Source organism: Pseudomonas sp. GW821-FHT01E05 (assembly GCF_059422425.1).
Genome location: NZ_JBWKWW010000006.1, coordinates 349,048 through 367,320, shown reverse-complemented (window position 1 = coordinate 367,320; position 18,273 = coordinate 349,048). Strand labels below are relative to the sequence as shown.

19 protein-coding genes and 3 pseudogenes are annotated in these 18,273 nt (G+C 55.7%); 11 read left to right on the top strand and 11 right to left on the bottom strand.

The window, feature by feature from the left end; translation table 11 throughout:
• Positions 1-20 precede the first annotated feature (20 nt).
• On the bottom strand, positions 21-1,847 hold the full coding sequence (locus AC07W5_RS15940; protein ID WP_495023781.1) for a TnsB C-terminal domain-containing protein: 1,827 nt from the start codon (positions 1,845-1,847) through the stop codon (positions 21-23).
• Positions 1,848-2,262: 415 nt separating this feature from the next.
• Between AC07W5_RS15940 and AC07W5_RS15935 the strand changes: the two genes are divergently transcribed.
• Positions 2,263-3,243 (top strand): DNA-binding protein, encoded by a 981-nt coding sequence (locus tag AC07W5_RS15935; RefSeq protein WP_495023780.1) that lies wholly within the window; start codon positions 2,263-2,265, stop codon positions 3,241-3,243.
• Between the two features lie 113 nt (positions 3,244-3,356).
• A complete protein-coding gene (locus AC07W5_RS15930) occupies positions 3,357-3,833 on the top strand; it encodes a hypothetical protein (protein ID WP_495023779.1) in 477 nt (158 codons plus the stop codon).
• A 432-nt stretch (positions 3,834-4,265) separates the two neighbouring features.
• Here the strand turns inward: AC07W5_RS15930 and AC07W5_RS15925 are convergent, their stop codons facing one another.
• Positions 4,266-4,526 carry a hypothetical protein gene (locus AC07W5_RS15925; protein ID WP_495023778.1) on the bottom strand — a complete coding sequence of 87 codons (261 nt, stop codon included), beginning with the start codon at positions 4,524-4,526 and terminating at the stop codon, positions 4,266-4,268.
• A 716-nt stretch (positions 4,527-5,242) separates the two neighbouring features.
• Between AC07W5_RS15925 and AC07W5_RS15920 the strand changes: the two are divergent.
• Together AC07W5_RS15920 and AC07W5_RS15915 are read left to right on the top strand one after the other, a co-directional pair.
• A pseudogene (locus AC07W5_RS15920) lies at positions 5,243-5,428 on the top strand (Rieske 2Fe-2S domain-containing protein); the annotation flags it as partial.
• An 87-nt stretch (positions 5,429-5,515) separates the two neighbouring features.
• Positions 5,516-5,992, top strand: coding sequence for a hypothetical protein (locus AC07W5_RS15915; protein ID WP_495023837.1), 477 nt, complete (start codon positions 5,516-5,518; stop codon positions 5,990-5,992).
• Positions 5,993-6,061: 69 nt separating this feature from the next.
• On the opposite strand, the gene AC07W5_RS15910 is transcribed toward AC07W5_RS15915, so the two are convergent.
• Entirely contained in the window at positions 6,062-6,376 is a 315-nt protein-coding gene (locus AC07W5_RS15910; protein WP_495023839.1) for a hypothetical protein, read from the bottom strand.
• Here AC07W5_RS15910 and AC07W5_RS15905 point away from each other — a divergent pair.
• Positions 6,351-6,425: a hypothetical protein gene (locus AC07W5_RS15905; protein WP_495023836.1), complete on the top strand. Its 75-nt coding sequence runs from the start codon at positions 6,351-6,353 to the stop codon at positions 6,423-6,425. The genes AC07W5_RS15910 and AC07W5_RS15905 overlap by 26 nt on opposite strands.
• Positions 6,426-6,791: 366 nt before the next feature.
• On the opposite strand, the gene AC07W5_RS15900 is transcribed toward AC07W5_RS15905, so the two are convergent.
• The gene (locus AC07W5_RS15900; protein ID WP_494991730.1) at positions 6,792-7,718 is read right to left on the bottom strand and encodes a LysR family transcriptional regulator; all 927 of its coding nucleotides are present in this window, start codon (positions 7,716-7,718) and stop codon (positions 6,792-6,794) included.
• 127 nt (positions 7,719-7,845) lie between these two features.
• On the opposite strand from AC07W5_RS15900, the gene AC07W5_RS15895 reads away from it, so the two are divergent.
• Positions 7,846-7,953 (top strand): tautomerase family protein, encoded by a 108-nt coding sequence (locus AC07W5_RS15895; RefSeq protein ID WP_494991582.1) that lies wholly within the window; start codon positions 7,846-7,848, stop codon positions 7,951-7,953.
• 81 nt (positions 7,954-8,034) lie between these two features.
• Here the strand turns inward: AC07W5_RS15895 and AC07W5_RS15890 are convergent.
• From AC07W5_RS15890 to AC07W5_RS15880, 3 genes and pseudogenes are all read right to left on the bottom strand, one after another.
• Positions 8,035-8,451: pseudogene (locus tag AC07W5_RS15890) on the bottom strand (enoyl-CoA hydratase-related protein); the annotation flags it as partial.
• Between the two features lie 66 nt (positions 8,452-8,517).
• Positions 8,518-8,940, bottom strand: coding sequence for a PA0061/PA0062 family lipoprotein (locus tag AC07W5_RS15885; protein ID WP_494991576.1), 423 nt, complete (start codon positions 8,938-8,940; stop codon positions 8,518-8,520).
• Positions 8,941-8,980: 40 nt separating this feature from the next.
• Positions 8,981-9,094, bottom strand: a pseudogene (locus AC07W5_RS15880) (PA0061/PA0062 family lipoprotein); the annotation flags it as partial.
• 325 nt (positions 9,095-9,419) lie between these two features.
• On the opposite strand from AC07W5_RS15880, the gene AC07W5_RS15875 reads away from it, so the two are divergent.
• Positions 9,420-9,824, top strand: a complete 405-nt coding sequence (locus AC07W5_RS15875; protein ID WP_495023777.1) for an antitoxin Xre-like helix-turn-helix domain-containing protein — start codon at positions 9,420-9,422, stop codon at positions 9,822-9,824.
• Complete coding sequence (locus AC07W5_RS15870) at positions 9,818-10,510, top strand: RES family NAD+ phosphorylase (RefSeq protein ID WP_495023776.1); 693 nt, start codon at positions 9,818-9,820, stop codon at positions 10,508-10,510. The genes AC07W5_RS15875 and AC07W5_RS15870 overlap by 7 nt, the downstream gene beginning before the upstream one ends.
• Positions 10,511-10,687: 177 nt before the next feature.
• Here the strand turns inward: AC07W5_RS15870 and AC07W5_RS15865 are convergent, their stop codons facing one another.
• Together AC07W5_RS15865 and AC07W5_RS15860 are read right to left on the bottom strand one after the other, a co-directional pair.
• Positions 10,688-10,888 carry a YbdD/YjiX family protein gene (locus AC07W5_RS15865; protein ID WP_427632182.1) on the bottom strand — a complete coding sequence of 67 codons (201 nt, stop codon included), beginning with the start codon at positions 10,886-10,888 and terminating at the stop codon, positions 10,688-10,690.
• Between the two features lie 14 nt (positions 10,889-10,902).
• The gene (locus AC07W5_RS15860) at positions 10,903-12,960 is read right to left on the bottom strand and encodes a carbon starvation CstA family protein (RefSeq protein WP_495023775.1); all 2,058 of its coding nucleotides are present in this window, start codon (positions 12,958-12,960) and stop codon (positions 10,903-10,905) included.
• A gap of 300 nt (positions 12,961-13,260) precedes the next feature.
• Between AC07W5_RS15860 and AC07W5_RS15855 the strand changes: the two genes are divergently transcribed.
• Positions 13,261-14,628 (top strand): cache domain-containing protein, encoded by a 1,368-nt coding sequence (locus AC07W5_RS15855; RefSeq protein ID WP_494991572.1) that lies wholly within the window; start codon positions 13,261-13,263, stop codon positions 14,626-14,628.
• A gap of 33 nt (positions 14,629-14,661) precedes the next feature.
• Entirely contained in the window at positions 14,662-15,294 is a 633-nt protein-coding gene (locus tag AC07W5_RS15850) for a response regulator (protein WP_494991571.1), read from the top strand.
• 64 nt (positions 15,295-15,358) lie between these two features.
• On the opposite strand, the gene AC07W5_RS15845 is transcribed toward AC07W5_RS15850, so the two are convergent.
• The gene (locus AC07W5_RS15845; RefSeq protein WP_495023774.1) at positions 15,359-15,988 is read right to left on the bottom strand and encodes a Vgb family protein; all 630 of its coding nucleotides are present in this window, start codon (positions 15,986-15,988) and stop codon (positions 15,359-15,361) included.
• Between the two features lie 35 nt (positions 15,989-16,023).
• Positions 16,024-17,244 (bottom strand): helix-turn-helix domain-containing protein, encoded by a 1,221-nt coding sequence (locus AC07W5_RS15840; RefSeq protein ID WP_495023773.1) that lies wholly within the window; start codon positions 17,242-17,244, stop codon positions 16,024-16,026.
• A 119-nt stretch (positions 17,245-17,363) separates the two neighbouring features.
• Between AC07W5_RS15840 and AC07W5_RS15835 the strand changes: the two genes are divergently transcribed.
• Entirely contained in the window at positions 17,364-18,128 is a 765-nt protein-coding gene (locus AC07W5_RS15835) for a DUF899 domain-containing protein (protein WP_494991729.1), read from the top strand.
• Positions 18,129-18,273: the final 145 nt, after the last annotated feature.

Genomic DNA, 18,273 nt, shown 5'->3' with positions numbered 1-18,273 from the left:
TTATCTCCAAAACGACCAAGTCATTCTTCTGGTTCATAAGGTGTAATCGGCAGGGTATAGTCGAGGCCTTTCTTGGAATGCGGGCTTTGTGTTGGCTTGTCCAACATCTGTTCAATGACAAGACCAGATGCCAGTTTTGACGTCTCCACGGCCTTTCTGAGTCTTATAGTTGCGTTCGTAGCGCTATTGACCAGGTTTCGATTAGCCAAAATCTTCTCGAAAATTTCCGCTTCATTCTTGGGCGGGGTCTTTCCTTTTTCTCTTATTAGTTTAAGTTCTTGCAGAGTTATATCCGGCAAACCCACATCAGAATAAGGCGCCTGTATGTATCGATTTTCGCTGTCCCGCACCCACACCTGACGCAGCGACAGGGGGTTGTATTTGACGACAAACTTTATTTTACTGCCTACTAGAGGTTTGAAGTCGTCTGACCAATACCAAATTTTGTTCAGCACAAGCCCGGAACGGGAAATGGTACGAGTTTCCTCCGGAAGAAAATCAACAAAAAACTCGAAGGCATCACTGAGTAATGGCGGGTGGCTCAACACGCCAGTAGAGTCCGTGTAAGACTCAAGCCATTTGTCATGCGGGCTCATGCCCAGCATACGATGCTCCTCTAAGTGGTAAATATTTATCGCGCGCGCGAACCAAACATTGAACTCCGAAAATGTCAAGGCCGCCTCCTTTTCGCTATCGTAGTCACCTCGCATCACCACGTTAGACAAAGTTGCGCCTGGTAAGTATTTAACATAGCCCATCTGAAACGTTCCGTTTAGGCGTTCAATATGCCCTCCCCAATGCGGGGTTCTGACTGGCCTAAAGCGCAAATCGATACGGTGTTTTTTTGCCGCATAACGAAAGCACTTAGCCTTAAACTCTTTGGCGTTATCCAAGCCTATGGTGTTAGGTTTTCCATAATAAGGAAAATCAATATCGTCCACACCAAGACTTTTAAGCCATTCACGCTTGGGCATCACCGCGTGCATAATGGCCATGGCGACACTCACCGAACTGGGGGCATGAATAGATAAATAATATCCCATAACCACTCTTGTATGGACGTCGATAATTAACGTCACCCAAGGACGACACAAAGCCTTTCTACTCTGCTCATCAACGATAATACAATCGATTACCGTATGGTCCATCTGCCAATACTCGAGTGGTTCTTTTAGCTTAATTTTTTTTGGTCTGCCATCGTATTTATCGGCTGCAACCTTTTTACCTGACTTTAGGCGCGCTAGGTCTTTTGCAGATTTTCTACTATTGATTCTCTTTCCGATCGTATTAATGCACGGCACCGGGAGTTTAGAGGCTTTACACATTCCCTTTACTGACTCGTGCACTTTGTTTCTATCAGCCCCTGGCCCTGCCCATTCAGTTTCTATACAGTTACTGATGATTGACTCTATGACCGGACTGAGTCTGTGTGCTCCCTTCCTCTGCCCGCGCTTGTAACGCATCAAAGATCCCGGACCTGCATTGACGTCATATGCGCCTACTAACTTGTAACAGTAGGGCCTACTTAAATTCAAGCACCCACTCACCTTTATCACTATGTCTTTTAAACTTCCTTCTTCTGCAATGCACCTTCTTATCACATCAAACCTTCGCGCTGCCTCGGCCATTTCCGCAGACAACTCGGATAGATCCCTATCGATTTCTTTTTTATTTATTTCGGGAATCATCGAAGCAATTGAAATGGATTGCAGGTCAGCGATCTCTACGACCACGTAGGACCTGTTCGTTATGTCGTAAATCTGGACTTTATCGATTGAAACAGACCGAGCGTATTCGCATATTCGCCCTTGGTATAAAACCTTCTCGCGGCTGATTATTTTCTCCATCGTCACACCTCGGAGAGCGCTAGACACTATGACCATCAATATAGACGAACTTTCTGATCTTGCTCTAACATGCACTGCCATCGAAAAGAAATTTTTGGGAATTGCGCTCATTAGTGCGTTTAACGCACCCCCACTTGGTGCGTTTAACGCACCTTTAATGAGAGGGCGCACCCATCCATTATTCATACTTCGGCCCGCCCCGTCACTTACCCTGTGGTATCTACCACCTTGGTTCATTCTTGAGCAAACGCTCTGGGTGTGCGCATCAGCGGAACATTTACTAATCAAACAAACAATCCGATAGACTAGTGTTATTCTTATAGTTCAACTCAGAAACTGCGTTATTTCATCGGGCAGGCCTTCCGGTACATTCAACGCATTTACTCCGCACCACCATGAAAGAGGACTGAGATCCATGCCAAAACAGTCTCCAAGCGCACAACTCAAGAGCACTCGTCAATGGGTGCATGATTACGCAGCGCGTCTGCTCGAGCACGGAGAAGAGGTTCGTCAGTCGGCCATTCGTGAGTTGATAGCAGCCGAACATGGCATCACCGCATCACCCAATTTAGTTGCCGATGAGATCAAGAAATTCTGGGCAAAGGCCGGCCCGACATTAAGTGCACGACTACGCCGTCCTGGCATCCCCGACGATGTAAGTGAAAGCTTCGATAACATCTGGGACGTTGCCCTAAATGCCGCTGTCGCCGGGCACGAGGCCGAGCGGTTTCAGCTTCAACAGCAGGTGGATTTGGCGCTGGCATCGGCGGTTACAGCTCGGGCCAATGAAGAGGCGGCCATCGATAGGTTCTTTGGCCAAACCAGAGAGATTGAAGGGCTCAGGTCGGACAAGGCCTCTCTTATAGAACAATTACAAGCAAAAGACGCCGAACGAAAAAATCTGACATCTAGACTCAAGGAGACAAGTGACAACGCAGCGGCACAGCAAGCTGTGCAGCTACGGTTACAAGGGCTCATCGATAGGTTACAGGACCAGCTCACTGACCTCAGGACCAGTTCGCAGCGGGAGTTGACAGCGCTCGCGGAAAGTCACCAGAACGAACTGGTCAAGACGCAAGACTTCCTGATGCGAGAAACGGCCAGGGTTCGCGATGAAGAGAGGACCAAAACCGAGAAGCTGAGCAAAGAGCTAGAGCGGGAGCGGAACGAGAAGGATCAGTTGCGGCAATTGCGATCGAAAGCCAGCGATGAGACTTCGCAACTTCGCGGGAGACTTGAGGCGACTGACCGCAGTCTGGAGAAGCTGGAACAGCAGAACACCCAGCTTAGCGAGCAGATTGACAAGCTGCAAACGGCCCTGTTCGAAAGCGTCAGAGCCCAGGTAGCGCGTGATCAGAAGAAACAAACCGCACTGACACCGCCGATCAACACGTAAAGGTGCCGGCACCTTTTGACGTTGAAAAATTTAGGGATCTGCGCCTTGATCTGGTTATTTATACAGTGTTACGTTGGAGTGGCTGTAACCTTCATCCACCGAGGAAATGATCCATGAATGCTACTCGCTCCAACATTAATGCTTCGCACAATCAGAAGGCTAACGCCTTGATCGAAGCTCTTAAGAGCCGCGGTCTGAAACAGGTTCTGTTTTTTTGGTCGCCAAAGGAAGGCGGCTCGCAAACTGATGGCGCGGATACGAACTTTCCGCTGCTCTCGGCTTTGGTTGAACTGGAAGGGTCAAGCGGAGCGTCTGAATACAAGGTTTTTGATGGGAGCTTTTTGAGCGTAAGTGGTGGGGGCAGCGGCTACTACGATGTTGAGCGGGTGCTCGACGTCGCAGAACGGCTGTCCAACGTGTCGTATGGCATTTCGGTATTGCCGTTTACCTCTCACCTGAAACCGGAAGAAGCTGTAACCAAGATGTTGGATCCGAAACTCATCCTCCACCCCCTTACTTCCACATCCAGGCCTCATTTCTTCGAGGTGCGGAAGGATCTCGTAACTGAACAAGAGCTGGCTAACTACTGATCATGATTCCCTGGTCTGCAACGCAAGGCCAGGGAATTATGGTCAGAGTAACTTCCTCCTAATCTGCTGTTTACCCCTCCTTTCAACAACTGGAAATCCAACTTTTGTGTACCAAGGTTTTGGGTTCACTGTGGGCAGTTTCTCCGCCTTGATCAGGGCTTTGAGGTTCAAATCCGCGTCAAAGGTAACAATGTCCGATCCCAGCAAATAATCGACCCCTTTCCTACTCCCGCACAAAAGTATCACTTGATTTTGGATGGCCTCGCGAATGCGGGTCATGTGGTTCAAAACCGACTTCTTCTTTTTTGCGTGGCCGAACGAACGCGGTGAAATCAGAGGTGGCCTCTCCCAGGGTTTTGAGCTCCGCGGCCTCAACGGCCGGGCTGGGTTTTCGCCTGGATGACTGCGCATCAGGATCGGGTACCACTACGGCTAACTATCCTGGATCGGGTCGATGCTCACGTTCAGATCTTCCGCTTCGTCGTGCGCTTCGCCGATCACCGCCTTCGCCCGTTCGACCCGCGCTGCTAGTGCTTCCCCCAGGAGCGCGGCGCGTAACACTATGACGCTACGATTAGCGACTTTCATCTCGACGGGCTCTTCAATCGGTTTTACCGCGTCTTCAGACCAAAGCAGCGTTGACCAAAACACGCTGAAAACGACCATCAATATCGCAGGCAACCTGCTCCGCATGTGTCAGTTCCTTACGTCACATGGGTGAGGATGGGGGTTACAGAACGCAGCGTAGTTCAGTGATGAGTGGTTGTCAGATTTCGGGACGATCCCTATCGGAAACGAGTTGTGTGGTGTGCAATCCGTTTCTGCGGTAACAGCGGCTGATGGGGCCGTCCTTCAGTCTGTGTACATATTCGTTTTTAAGGTAATGGTTACTTGGGATTCCGCCCTGACGTACGGTCATTCGCTGGCATTGCAGGTTCCCTCGAGAGGGTTCATTCCGATTCGGCGCAGTGGCTACCGTGACAAGGATGCCGCGGTAACCACCCCAAAATGAATATTCACCCAACCCAACCCAACCACACCACACCACACCACCAAACAACTTTGATTGCCTCAAAACCGGTGCACCCAAAAATCGAAAACCAGTACACGTTGCGCCACGCCAGCCCCCGATTCGAGCGCGTAGTGTTGTGCCGTGGCATTCGATAACAACAAGATTTCTGGTGCCCCATGAGCACAGTAGATCCGATCACCCTGCTGTATGTACAAGCCGGTGCCCCCACTGCTTGTCCTGGATATCTGAGCAATAGAACTTCAGCGCGACCGCTATGAACGCCACCGTTTGTAGCCAGAAGGCGAACAATAATAAAGGGACCTATCGTGAAATCAGCGGCTATTCAGCAGTTCGATCCACATAACGATTCCAAACCTGCAAGCTTTCCACAGGATCAGTGGTATGTGGCAGGTTTTTCCTGGGGCCTGACAAGCCCGTCGCCCGGACGCGCCTTAACCAGCCCCTCGTACTCTTTCATGACAAGGATGGCAAAGCTTCTGTACTCGAAGACCACTGCTGCCACCGTGCTGTGCCGCTATCTCTTGGAACACTGGAAGATGGAGCGATCTGCTGCGGTTACCACGGCCTGCTCTTCAACGGGCAAGGCCAATGTCTGGAATTTCCTGGCCAGGTGAAAGTACCCGGGCAAGCCCGTATACGCGCCTTTCACGTGGTCGAACGCGACCAGATCATTTGGCTATGGCATGGGAAAAACCCGGCTGAGCCACCCGAAAGCGAATCTCCAGAGTATCCGCATCACTCCAGCGGAAAATACCTCTTTGACGGCGACGTGTACCACTACGAAGCACCTTGGCAGCTCATTCACGACAACCTGCTGGATCTCAGCCATCTGGGTTACGTGCATCTGCGCGCGATCGGCGGGAACGCGAAAATTCATATGAACGCGCAGATGCAGGTCACCGGAGATAACAGCATTGTCCGGATCGTGCGGCATATGCCTGGCTCCGAACCACCACCCACTTACACGGTTGCTTATCCATTCAAAGGTCGAATCGATCGGTGGCAGGAAATCGAATTCCGCCTGTCACATCTATTCTATCACTTGATTTGCGATGGCCTCGAGAATGCGGGTCATATGGTTAAAAACCGACTTCCTCTTTTGACTTTCCCCTCCAAATCACTTTAAAAAGATAAAGATTGTGATATGCCGTTAAAAAAAATAAAACCCCTGAAAAACAGTCGATGAAGCTCCTCACTATTCAATGTGGCTCATATAAAACAACAGGTTAGCATTTATCTTTTTTAAGTGATTACGACAGGTGTCGTAAGCATCAGCCAAAAAGACAGCTACGGTCTCTGAATCAATCAGCGAGTCCGCAGGATCATAATCATGAATCGGCTCTGTCATTTGATCACCAGGGGAAAATATGAACCCAACATCAAGCTCTGAAAATAGACGCTGGATTGTCACCTGCCAAGACGCTGATGATGGAACTAGCGACCTGATCATACCTTTGCCTGACGATCTTCTGGCGGCCCTCGGGTTGACCAGCGGTGACAAGCTGGACATGGAAAAACAACCTGACGGCACGATAACCCTGACGCCAGTTCGTTCTTAGGATTCATTAAGCCATTCAAAGACGACGGTCTACATGATCCCAGAGGAGAAAACCGTGAGTGAACAAAAGAAGCACGATGCCGAAACCTTGATCAACATATTGATAGACCTGTATCTGGTATGTTGCGATATAGATGCTGATGTAGAGTTTTTGGATTAGATAATGGCTGCTATTCACGGAGAGCCTTTGCCGCATGAGTCGCTGATTGCCCTACGAAAAATTAGCGATGAAAGCTGAGAATTTTGCACCCTGCCCTAATGTCATATCATGTAAAGTTATAACTCAACTAAATGACTGTTTAGTTGAGCTAGTTCAAAGCGCTCCACGACCAGGAAGATCAGCTGTTACGCATACCCTCCTTTACTGTCAGTTAAAACCGGCCGCGAATCGCCCTCGCAGGTATTCGACAAAAACGGTTACGGCCCTCGGCACATGTGTGGAATAAGGACGCACCAGATAAATGTCCTCAGGAAAGGCGCCTACTATTTTCCACGTTGGCAGCACCTGCACCAATGTTCCGCTCTTCAGCCCGGCCTGAGCGCTGAAATCGGGCAAAAGCGCGATACCCAGATCCGTCAAAGCTGCATCACGCAACGCTTCGCTATTGTTGGTTGCGAATGTGCCTTTGATAGGAACAGTCAGTCGTTTCTCCGCCACTTGCGATTCAAATGCCCAGGCAGGCATGTCGTTGCCTCGCGGGTAATAGAGACAGTTGTGTTCTACGAGATCCTCTGGACGTTGAGGTTCGCCGAATTTCTCCAGATAGCTGCGGGTCGCAACAAGCACCGAATGTGTCGCGCACAATTTCCAGGCGACATGGGTATCCGGTATCTGATTGCTGTGCCGAATAGCCAGATCAAAACCCTCCGAAGCGATGGCGGAAATCTGATCGGAAACGTCGAGCTGCACTCTGACTTCGGGATATTCGTTGAAGAAACCGGCCAGTACCGGAACCAGTTGCTGGCGGGCAAATGCCACCGGAGCAGTCAGCCGTAGAAGTCCCCGTGCAACACCTGCAGAATCTCGAACATCGGAAAAACTGCGGGCAATTTGCTCATAAGCACTGCGCACGTCACGTACCAGAGCGTTGCCTGCATCGGTCAATCGCACACTGCGAGTCGTGCGTAACACCAGACTCAATCCCGTGGCCTTCTCCAGTTCAGCAATTCGCTGGCTCACCGCTGACTTACTCACCCCGAGCCTGATCGCTGCCGCGGTATACGTGCCCTGCTCTGCCAGGATCGCCAGCCAGTGCACATGGGTCCAGAGTCTTTCGACTTCCACTTTAGGCATGATTTGATTGTTCTCGTATGGAAACAATGAATTCGATTTCTGCATCTCATCATGAACAAAGCAAAAGCCTAGTGTGGGCCTCAAGACCTGCGATGAAGGCATCCCGTCACTACTCGAGATTACCCACATGCCTCTGATGAATTTCGATGTTGTAGAAGGTCGTGATGACGCACAGCTCAAAGCATTACTGGATGCTGCGCATCGTGCGATGGCAGCCACTGATTTTCTGATTTGATCAGAGAATAGAGGACTGCCAAGCCTGCTCCCCTGCTCCCCTGCTCCCCTGCTCCACAAAACCCTCTATCACAAGCTCCCTTCAACGATGCCGAAAAACCGGCGCCCGCTTGGCGAGAAACGCTTGCATGCCTTCCTTCTGGCCATCGGTCGCGAATGCGGCCTGGAACAGTCTCCGCTCATGCAGCATGCCTTCGGCCAGGCTCACTTCCTGCGCGCGATTGACCGCTTCTTTGGCCATTCGCACCGCAGGGGCGTTGTAGCCGGCGATGGTGTGTGCTGCCTCCAGCGCAGTTTGCAGCAGGTCAGCTGAAGGCACGACTCGGGCAACCAGCCCGGCAGCTTTGGCTTCGGTGGCGTTGATGGTGCGACCGGTGAGGATCATGTCCATCGCCAGTGCCTTGCCAACCGATCGGGTGAGGCGTTGCAAGCCGCCGATCCCGGGCAGGATGCCCAGCTTGATTTCCGGTTGGCCGAACTGCGCGTCTTCCGCCGGTAGATTTGTCCATCGAGCGAAACCGGCACCAAGAAAATCATCTACCAGAAAAACGACCGCTGATTCGCCTCACATCAGGCAATAGGACTCACGGTCTTCAGCGACGATCTCGCGCTTGGCGTTGTACAACCGGGCCTCGGGGGTGAAGGCTATCGAGCGGCCCTCGAGCACATAGCGTTGGCCAGCTTCGAAATGATCGTAGTTGATGGTCAGGTAGCATACGCGTTCGGAGGGGCCGTCCATCATGCTCGAGCCCCCGGAACCGGGTACTTCGAAGTCGAAGCGGACGATCAACTCATGGTTTCCGGGCGCGACCTCAAAAAAACGCCCGTCGACCAAGCGCTGCTTGTCCAGGCGCTCGGCCATCAGCAGTCTGTCGTTGGGGAATGGCGTAGAGAAGTCGACCCAGGCCATCTGAGGATTCGCCGCCGGCATCGGGGTCTGACAACCAGCAACAACACTGGCGGCGAGTAACAGCATCAACGTGCGCATGATGAATGTCCCAAGGATTATGCATTCAGCATAACGCCGATCAGGTACGTTGGCAGCTAGCTGGTGTGCCTTGGCCAATGACTTTTCGCTGTTGATCGTAGAGTTTCGCCCAGGGCCGAAAACCGATGTTCCCCGCTTTGGCGATGCTGTAACGAAGTCAACTTCTCAACTGCTCAGCGCAGCGCCAATGCAGATACTGCAGGCGAAGCAAATCCCCCCAAACGCCCAATAAGTTGCTACGCAAAATCTGATCCGGTTAACGTCTGCTCCACGTCCATATTTCAATCTCAGAGGGGCATTTTTCGCTCGCCGGAACATAGGCGACTTTTTCAACAGAATCGACCGTCTCCAGTCGTTCACTTTGGCTAGTCAACCTGGATAGGTTCGATCTGCACGATCTCCACTGGTCGAGGCAGCATTGATCTGTAGACGCTATTTGTCTATATTTGAGTCTATGGATTGGTGATGAGGTATTGGACATGACAGTAGTCCCCCAAGCACAAGGATTTACCAAGAGCCAGTGTGTTACTGGTCTGCGAGCAGCTGTAGGCATACTCGAAAAATGGGGTGCGTCCAGCGATCAGGCCTGCCGTATCCTGCGCATTTCTCGCAGCACGTACACACGTGCCAAGCAGCGCGATCCCGGCTGGTCCGTGGGCCTGGATTCAGACCAGATGCAGCGCATCAGTTTTGTTCTCAATATCCACGCCGCTCTGCGCCTCGTCTTTGATAACCCGGAAAACGTCTATGGTTTCCCGACGATGGCGAACGAAAACGAGTTTTTCAACGGGCGTACCCCGCTCGATATTATGTCTCAGGGGGATATGATTTCTCTGTACGAGACGTTTCGGCGGATTGACGTGCTACGAGACGCGCAATGGTGATGGTGAGCCAGCTGGCAGAGCTGGCCGGTGAGCCGTTGCAGGCCTACCGTCTGGTCAATTCAAAGTTTCCGCCTATTTTATTGTTTGATGACGTAGCGGACGCGGACGAGTTTGAGGTTCTGTATCAAATACAGGCTTTCACTAATCCGAGGCTGCAAAATGAGGTTGGACACCTTGAGTTGATTCCGCGAGGGGAGATCCCGTTCGGTATTCCTGGATGCTCTTACGCGACAGCGCCTTTTACCCACGTCAACCCGGCTGGTTCGCGATTCAGCGATGGTAGCTTTGGTGTGTTGTACCTGGCTGGCTCAATGGAAACGGCGCTGGCAGAGGTGCAGCATCACCAGAGTCTGTATTGGTCGAAAGTCCAGAGCCTCAACTATGAGCGGTTTGTTTTCCGGGGGTTATCCTGCTCCTTCGTGGACATAGCGATGAAGGATGCCGCATCCATCCCGATGACTGATCCTATCTACGCTCCTGACGATTACACGCATTCCCATCGCTTGGGGAAGTCTGTCAAGGATGCAGGGTGTCCCGGTCTTCGTTACAACTCCGTGCGTACGCCTGGCAACTACTGCTGGGCGCTGATGACCCCGAGACCCGTCTCATCAATTATTCAAACAGCCCATTACGAGATGATCTGGAGCGGTCAGATCACCAGCGTCAATAAAATCAGCGAAGCCTGACCGCGTTTTTGGGGGCGATATCAATTCAACGATGGGCTAGCGCCAGCTCAGGCCGAGAAAAACTAGTCGATTCCTCATAGCGGTATTCAATGAAAAAACCCGGCCTTATCAGCCGGGTTTTTTATGAGCGCGATTTGAGTGTTGCAGCGACTTCAGGATTGAACCCGGCGTCGACAATCAACAGCAGCGAGTCTGTCCATTGCCGCCTCCGTAACGGGCTTCCTGACGTTCGCGGAAGAACGCCTCGTAGCTCATCACCGGCTTGTCCGGGTGTTTGGTTTGCATATGCTCGACGTAGGTGTCGTAGTCGGGCATGCCGACCATCAGGCGTGCGGCCTGACCGAGGTATTTACCGAGGCGACTCAGGTCATTGAACATGGTGCACTCCTTGATCAAGCGTCCGGCAAAGCTTGAAATGGCGCTTCTTTATCCGTCCGTTCTTTGCTGCCCCAGGCGGCGACACCGACCTTGAGCGCAAAGAACAGGATGCTGAATACCACGAGCAGGAACAGCGCCGTCAGTGTTGCATTGGTGTAGGCGTTGTAGATCACATGTTGCATCTGGGTGATGTCCTTGGCCGGGGCGAGGATCTGACCGTTGGCCAGCGCATCGCTGTACTTCCTGGCCAGCGCCAGGAAACCGATCGCCGGGTTGGCGTCGAACAGCTTGATGAAGCCTGCGGTGGTGGTGCAGATCAGCAGCCAGACGGCCGGCAGCAAGGTCACCCAGATGTAGCGCTGGCGTTTCATCTTGATCAGTACGACAGTCGCCAGCATCAGCGCGATACCGGCCAGCATCTGGTTGGAGATACCGAACAGCGGCCACAAGGTGTTGATGCCGCCCAGTGGATCGATCACGCCTTGGTACAGCAGGTAACCCCACATCGCCACGCACCCGGCGGTCGCGATCAGGTTGGCGGTCCAGGATTCAGTGCGCCGAAGAGCCGGAACGAAAGAGCCGAGCAAGTCCTGCAGCATGAAACGACCGGCACGGGTACCGGCGTCGACGGCGGTCAGGATGAATAGCGCTTCGAACAGGATCGCGAAGTGGTACCAGAACGCCATGGTGTTTTCACCCGGCAGTACGTGGTGCAGGATCTGTGCGATACCGACCGCCAGGGTTGGAGCGCCGCCAGCGCGGGCCAGAACCGTGGTTTCACCGATGTCCTTGGCCACCGTTTGCAGGGCTTCGGGGGTAATCGCAAAACCCCAGCTGCTGACGGTCTGCGCCACTTGCATCACGTCACCGCCGACAAGCGCCGCCGGACTGTTCATTGCGAAGTAGACGCCCGGCTCAATCACCGAAGCAGCCACCATGGCCATGATGGCCACGAAGGACTCCATCAGCATGCCGCCGTAACCGATGTAACGGGCATGGCCTTCACTTGCCAGTAGCTTGGGCGTAGTCCCGGAGGCAATCAGCGCGTGGAAACCAGACACCGCACCGCAAGCAATGGTGATAAACAGGAACGGGAACAGCCCGCCCTTCCATACCGGCCCGGTACCGTCGGTGAACTGGGTCAGTGCCGGCATTTTCAGCTCGGGCATGGTGATCAGAATGCCAATCGCCAGGGCCATGATGGTGCCGATCTTGAGGAACGTAGAGAGGTAGTCACGCGGCGCCAGAATCAGCCAGACCGGCAGTACCGCCGCGACGAAACCGTAGCCAATCAGCATCCAGGTGATCTGGATGCCGGTGAAGCTGAAGGCTTTGGCCCACACGGGATCGGCGGCAATCTGCCCGCCCAGCCAGATCGAACCCAACAACAGCAACACGCCGACGATGGAGATTTCACCGATGCGACCCGGGCGGATGTAGCGCATGTAGATGCCCATGAGCATCGCAATCGGGATGGTCGCCATCACCGTGAAAATGCCCCACGGGCTCTCGGCCAAAGCCTTGACCACGATCAGCGCCAGCACCGCGAGGATGATGATCATGATCAGGAAGCAGCCAAACAGCGCGATGATGCCGGGAATGCGGCCCATTTCTTCACGGACCATGTCGCCCAGGGAGCGGCCGTTGCGGCGGGTGGACATGAACAGAACCATGAAGTCCTGAACGGCACCGGCCAGCACCACGCCGGCGATCAGCCACAGCGTACCGGGCAGGTAGCCCATCTGCGCCGCCAATACCGGACCGACCAGCGGCCCCGCGCCAGCGATAGCCGCGAAGTGGTGACCGAAGAGCACGTGTTTGTTGGTCGGCACGTAGTCCAGACCATCGTTATTGACTACCGCGGGGGTGGCTCGACCGGGGTCCAGTTGCATCACCTTATTGGCGATGAACAGGCTGTAATAGCGGTAAGCGACGAGATAGATAGCGACTGCTGCGACTACGATCCAGAGGGCGTTGATGGCTTCGCCGCGGCGCAGGGCCACGACACTCAGCGCAAAAGCTCCCAGGACAGCCACGGCAAACCAGGCGAGGTGTTTAGCCAGTCGGGTCATTGCGAGTCTCCTGCCGACAGTCAGTGGACTGCGGCGGTAATTTTTATAATTGTGTCCGCTGTGCGGAGCTGGCCCAATATCCGCGCATGCCGTCTACAAATAAATCCGCAGAACTACGTACGCAGCGTCTACGTAGTTCTACTGAGTTCGCTCGTGCAATACCTGAAATCCACCGGTCATTACGTCCAACCGACTACTGAACGAGCGTATCTTTGGCATATGATGCCGAGCCTTCGCCGCACCTCGGGCGGCATGAGTCTATGACCGCTGGTCATCCGTTCGGTCTGGACAGGAGCAAAGATGCAGCTCAAACACAAAATCGTCGCGCTCGGGATTCTGCCGCTGGTGTTGGCGATCGCCGTCATCTGCGCGCTGGTGATTTCCCTGAACCGCCAACTGGGTGATCAACAGGCGCAACTGATCGAAGACAGCATTCTGGCCAGCAAGCGCGCAGAACTTAAAAACTACGTCGAAATGGCGCAAAGCCTGATTGCGCCGCTGTACGACAACGGCCAGGGTGACGAGCACGCACAGCAACAAGTGCTGGAAGAACTGCGCAAGCTCAGCTTCGGCATCAATGGCTACTTCTTCGTCTACGACCACCAGGGCCGTAGTCTGATGCACTCGCGGCAGTCGGAACTGGTGGGCAAAGATCTGTGGGACATGAAAGACCCTCACGGCCTGCCGGTGATCCAGGCGTTGCTCAAAAGTGCGGAATCAGGAGAAGGCTTTCAGCGCTACGCCTGGAACAAACCCTCTTCCGGTCAAGTGACCGACAAGCTCGCCTATGTGGTGATGCTGGATCGTTGGGGGTGGATGCTCGGTACCGGCATCTACCTTGAGGACGTTGAACGCGCCACACAGCAGGCGCGTGACGAGGTAGCTCAGGGCATCCGCAAAACGATGCTTGCGATTGCCGTGGTGGCCCTGGTAGCGGTGCTGTTTGTCTTCGCCAGCGGCATGACGCTGAACGTCAGCGAACACCGTCTGGCCGACAAAAAACTTCAACGCCTGACCCAGCGTATCGTCAGCTTGCAGGAGGAAGAGCGATCACGGGTTTCCCGTGAGCTGCACGACGGTATCAGCCAGGTACTCGTCTCCATCAAGTTTCAGTTCGAACTGGCCAGCCATGTGCTGGAGAATGGACAAGGACAAGACAAGGGTTTGAGCATTTTAAGAGAAGCCACGGAACGCCTGGGGGAAGCAATTGGCGAAGTTCGCAGCCTCTCCCACGACCTGCGCTCGTCGCTGCTCGACACCCTGGGCCTGCCTGCGGCGATCGGTCAATTGGCAACAGAATTCGAGCAACGCAGCGGGCTCGTGGTGACCTACAACAACAACGAGTGCGACTGCCATTTGGCCGATGGTGCACCGGTCTCGTTGTTTCGCATTGTGCAAGAAGGCCTGACCAACATCGAACGACATGCACAGGCTAAAAACGTCTCCATTACCCTGCACGGGTCTGAGGACGCTGTACGTCTGAGCGTGGTCGATGACGGTATCGGTTTCAACGTCGCCCAGGTCGAACGTCGTCACGCCGGCATTGGCTTGCGCAATATCCGTGAACGTGTCGAGCATTTTGGTGGTCAATTCGCCCTGATATCGACGCCTGGAAGGAGTGAGCTGGACGTTCTGCTGCCGGTGAAAATGCCCGGTACGAAATGCTGACTCCCCCCATAACAACAAGAGTGAATGCCCGCGATGAACCTGCCCTACCCGATCCGCGTCGCCTTGGTCGACGATCACTCCCTGGTCCGCGATGGGATCAAAGCGCTGCTGGCGGTAATGGCCCCCCTGGAAGTGGTGGGAGAAGCCGAAAATGGCGCGGATGCGCTTGAGATGGTCGGGCGCTGCCAGCCGGATCTGTTGCTGGTCGACATCAGCCTGAAGGACATGAACGGGCTTGAGCTGACCCGAGTGTTACGCGGCCAGTACCCGTCGCTCAAGGTGCTCGTGCTCAGCATGTACGATAACTATGAATATGTGAGTGAATCCGTTCGCTCGGGTGCCAGCGGCTACGTGCTGAAGAACGCGCCTTCACGGGAGATCATTGCTGCGATCGAAGCCATTGCCAGTGGCGGGACGTTCTACAGTGCCGAAATCGCGCAGAGGCTGATTGCCGATAAGAGTACCGACAATGAGCTGACACCGCGCGAGAGCCAGGTGTTGTACAAGATGGCTCAGGGCCTGAACAACAAGGAAATGGCCCGCGAGCTGGATATCAGTGTCCGGACTGTAGAGACCCATCGTCTGAGCATCCGGCGCAAACTTAACATCGACAAGCCCGCGGCCCTGGTAAAGTACGCGATTGAACACGGGATAATTTCGCATTAGGCCAGTCAATCACGACTCAAACGTCGCAAAATCGCCTGTCGCAAGCGCAGCCAGCGGCGAAGCCTCATTCAGGCCGGCGAACAACCCTCACCTTCCCGCTCCCACCGCCGCCGCAGAAAAACTGATCGCGCCCATCGGACTCAAGCCCCGACACCCCTACCCCAGCCGGCATCTTGAGGCTTTCCAGGACCTCTCCCGTTCCCGGATCGACTCGCCGCAGTTCACTCTCCTCGCCTTCCCACGTACCGTGCCAGAGTTCTCCGTCGACCCAGGTGACGCCGGTGACGAAGCGGTTGGACTCTATGGTGCGAAGAATCGCCCCGGTCTGGGGATCGATTTGATGAATCTTGCGGTCCCGATACTGGCCCACCCAGAGCGTCCCTTCGGCCCACGTGAGCCCCGAGTCACTGCCACCGGGCGCCGGGATCGTGGCGAGTACACGGCCGGTCTGCGGATCGATCTTCTGGATGCGATCCTCGGCGATCTGAAACAGGTGCTGGCCGTCGAAGGCCGTTCCTGCATGGGCGGTGACCTCGATCGAGCGCAGCGTCTTGCCGCTCGCCGGGTCGAGGGCGTTCAGTTTGTCTCCGGTAGCAAACCAGACGTGCTGGCCGTCATAGGTGACGCCATGCACGGCGTCGACACCCGCAAAGGGGCCATACTCACGGAGGATTTCAGCGGCTGAGTGTTTCATGTTTGTTTCCTCTTCACGGGCTGGTGAAGTGAATCCTAGTCACTGGGCAGTGGAACGGGGAGTAACAAGGTCGTCGCGAATCCCGGCACCGGCGGGGTCATCCAGCGACGTGCTCGCCCGCGACCGAACGACTGCACCTTGCCGGCTACCGCCAGCGAGTCGAGTGCTCGCTGCACGGTGCGCTGGCTGGCGCCAAGGGCAAGCGCCAGGGCCGAGCTCGACCACGACTCACCGTCGGTGAGGAAGGCAAGCACCGCCGCCTGCTTCTCTTCGACGGGCCGCGCCAGCACGACGACCTCGGCCGCGCCGCGGGGCACCAGCGCAAACCCGCGCCTGGTCGCGGTCACGCCGGCCAATGCCCGAAGCGCCGTGCGAAGCCGCCCGACTTCGACTCGCAACCGCGCGCGATGGGACTCATCGGTGAGCTTCAATCGAAAGGCTCGCGCGATGAGCGTTTCCCTCGGCACGTCTGCGGGCCACGCTTCGCCGAGCGCCCGCGCCAGCGCGAACAACACCGGCCGCCTGGCGAGCGAGACCGAGGTGCCGGCGTCACGCACCACATGCCGACACGCGTCCACGACGAACACCTTTGACGCCAGCAACGCTTCAACTTCGTCGAGCACCAGGAGCCGTTCTTCGCCACCGGCAATCAGGCGCGCTGCGGGGGTATTGAGGATGAGCGCAGCGCTTTCGACCTCGGCGGTCAGCGCAGGGATGCCGGCATGGCGCGCGGCGTGCCCGGCCCGATCAAGCGCAGTGCGGGCCGTCTGCGTGCGCAGGCGTCGCATCGCAATCCCCGCCACGACCAACTCATGGGCGGCCCTCAACGCAGGCGGTAATGGCGTGGGATCGAGCTCGGCGAGCCGAGCCTCGGCCTCGTCGAGGCGCCCGATCAGCAGCAAGCGGCGGATCTCGAGATAGCGAGCATGGGCGGCGTTCACCCGGTCGCCGTGAGCCTCAAGCGTCGCCCGCGCGGCGTCGAGCGCCTTCACTGGCCAGCCCAGGTCGCGCGACGCCAGCGCGATCTCGGCCTCGGCGACGACACACCGCGCCCGCGCCAGCGCCTCTTTCGGGCCGAAGGCACGCGCCGCACTTCGCACCAGCGCCTTGGCTCGAACCAGATCGCCGAGCTGCGCCATCGCGATGCCTCGCAACGCGAGCGCCGGCGCATCGTCGCGCAAGGCGACCCGGTTCAGTGCACCAAGGGGATCACCCGCCGCCAGCGCACGCGCCGCGGCCGTGATCAGCGAGTCCATATCAATCGCGCCACACTTGTCACTCCCACCGTCCGATGCCCGCTGTTTAGTCTATCTCACGACCACCCACCAGCACGTCGTATCGAGAATTGAACGAACGACAAAGGGAGCGAAGAATGATGACCAGACACATGACCGGGACACGTGAACAATGGCTGGCAGCGCGACTCGAGCTGCTCCAGGCGGAGAAGGCGCTGACGCGTCGCAGCGACGAACTGGCGCGGCAACGTCAAGCGCTGCCGTGGGTTCGGGTCGACAAGGCGTACCGATTCGACACCGATGAAGGCAGTGCCTCGCTGGCCGACCTCTTCAGAGGGCGCTCGCAGCTTCTCATCTACCACTTCATGTTCGGGCCCGACTACAAGGCCGGCTGCCCGTCCTGCTCGGCGATCGCGGACGGGTTCGACGGCTTCGTCGTCCACCTGGCGAACCACGACGTCACACTGGCGGCGGTATCGCGGGCGCCGCTCGCAAAGTTGCAGGCGTACAAGCGGCGGATGGGCTGGACCTTTCCCTGGGCGTCCGCGCCCGACAGCGACTTCACCTTTGACTTCAACGTCTCGTTCAGCGAGGCGCAACAGCGCGAAGGGCTCATCGAATACAACTACCAGCGCGGCGGCCACGCCATGGACGCCACACAAGTCCCGGAACCCGTCGCCCGGTTCGCCGCCACCTGCGGAACCGATGCCTCCACCTACTCGCGCGACAGACCGGGCATGAGCGCGTTTGTGCTCGAGGACGGCGTGGTTTACCACACCTATTCAACCTATGCGCGCGGACTGGATGGCCTGTGGGGCATGTACCAGTGGCTCGACCGTGCACCCAAGGGGCGCAATGAGACGGGGCCTTGGTGGCTCAGGCATGATGAGTACGACAATGGCTGATCTGAAGTTTTCGGCGTTTGTACTGCCGCCATCGCGGGCAAGCCTCGCTCCTACAAAATTGTGTCGGATCAGCACTTTATGAACGCCTCAAATTCCGTAGGAGCGAGCAGTGCGGCGATCCGACTTGCCCGCGAAATTATCCGTA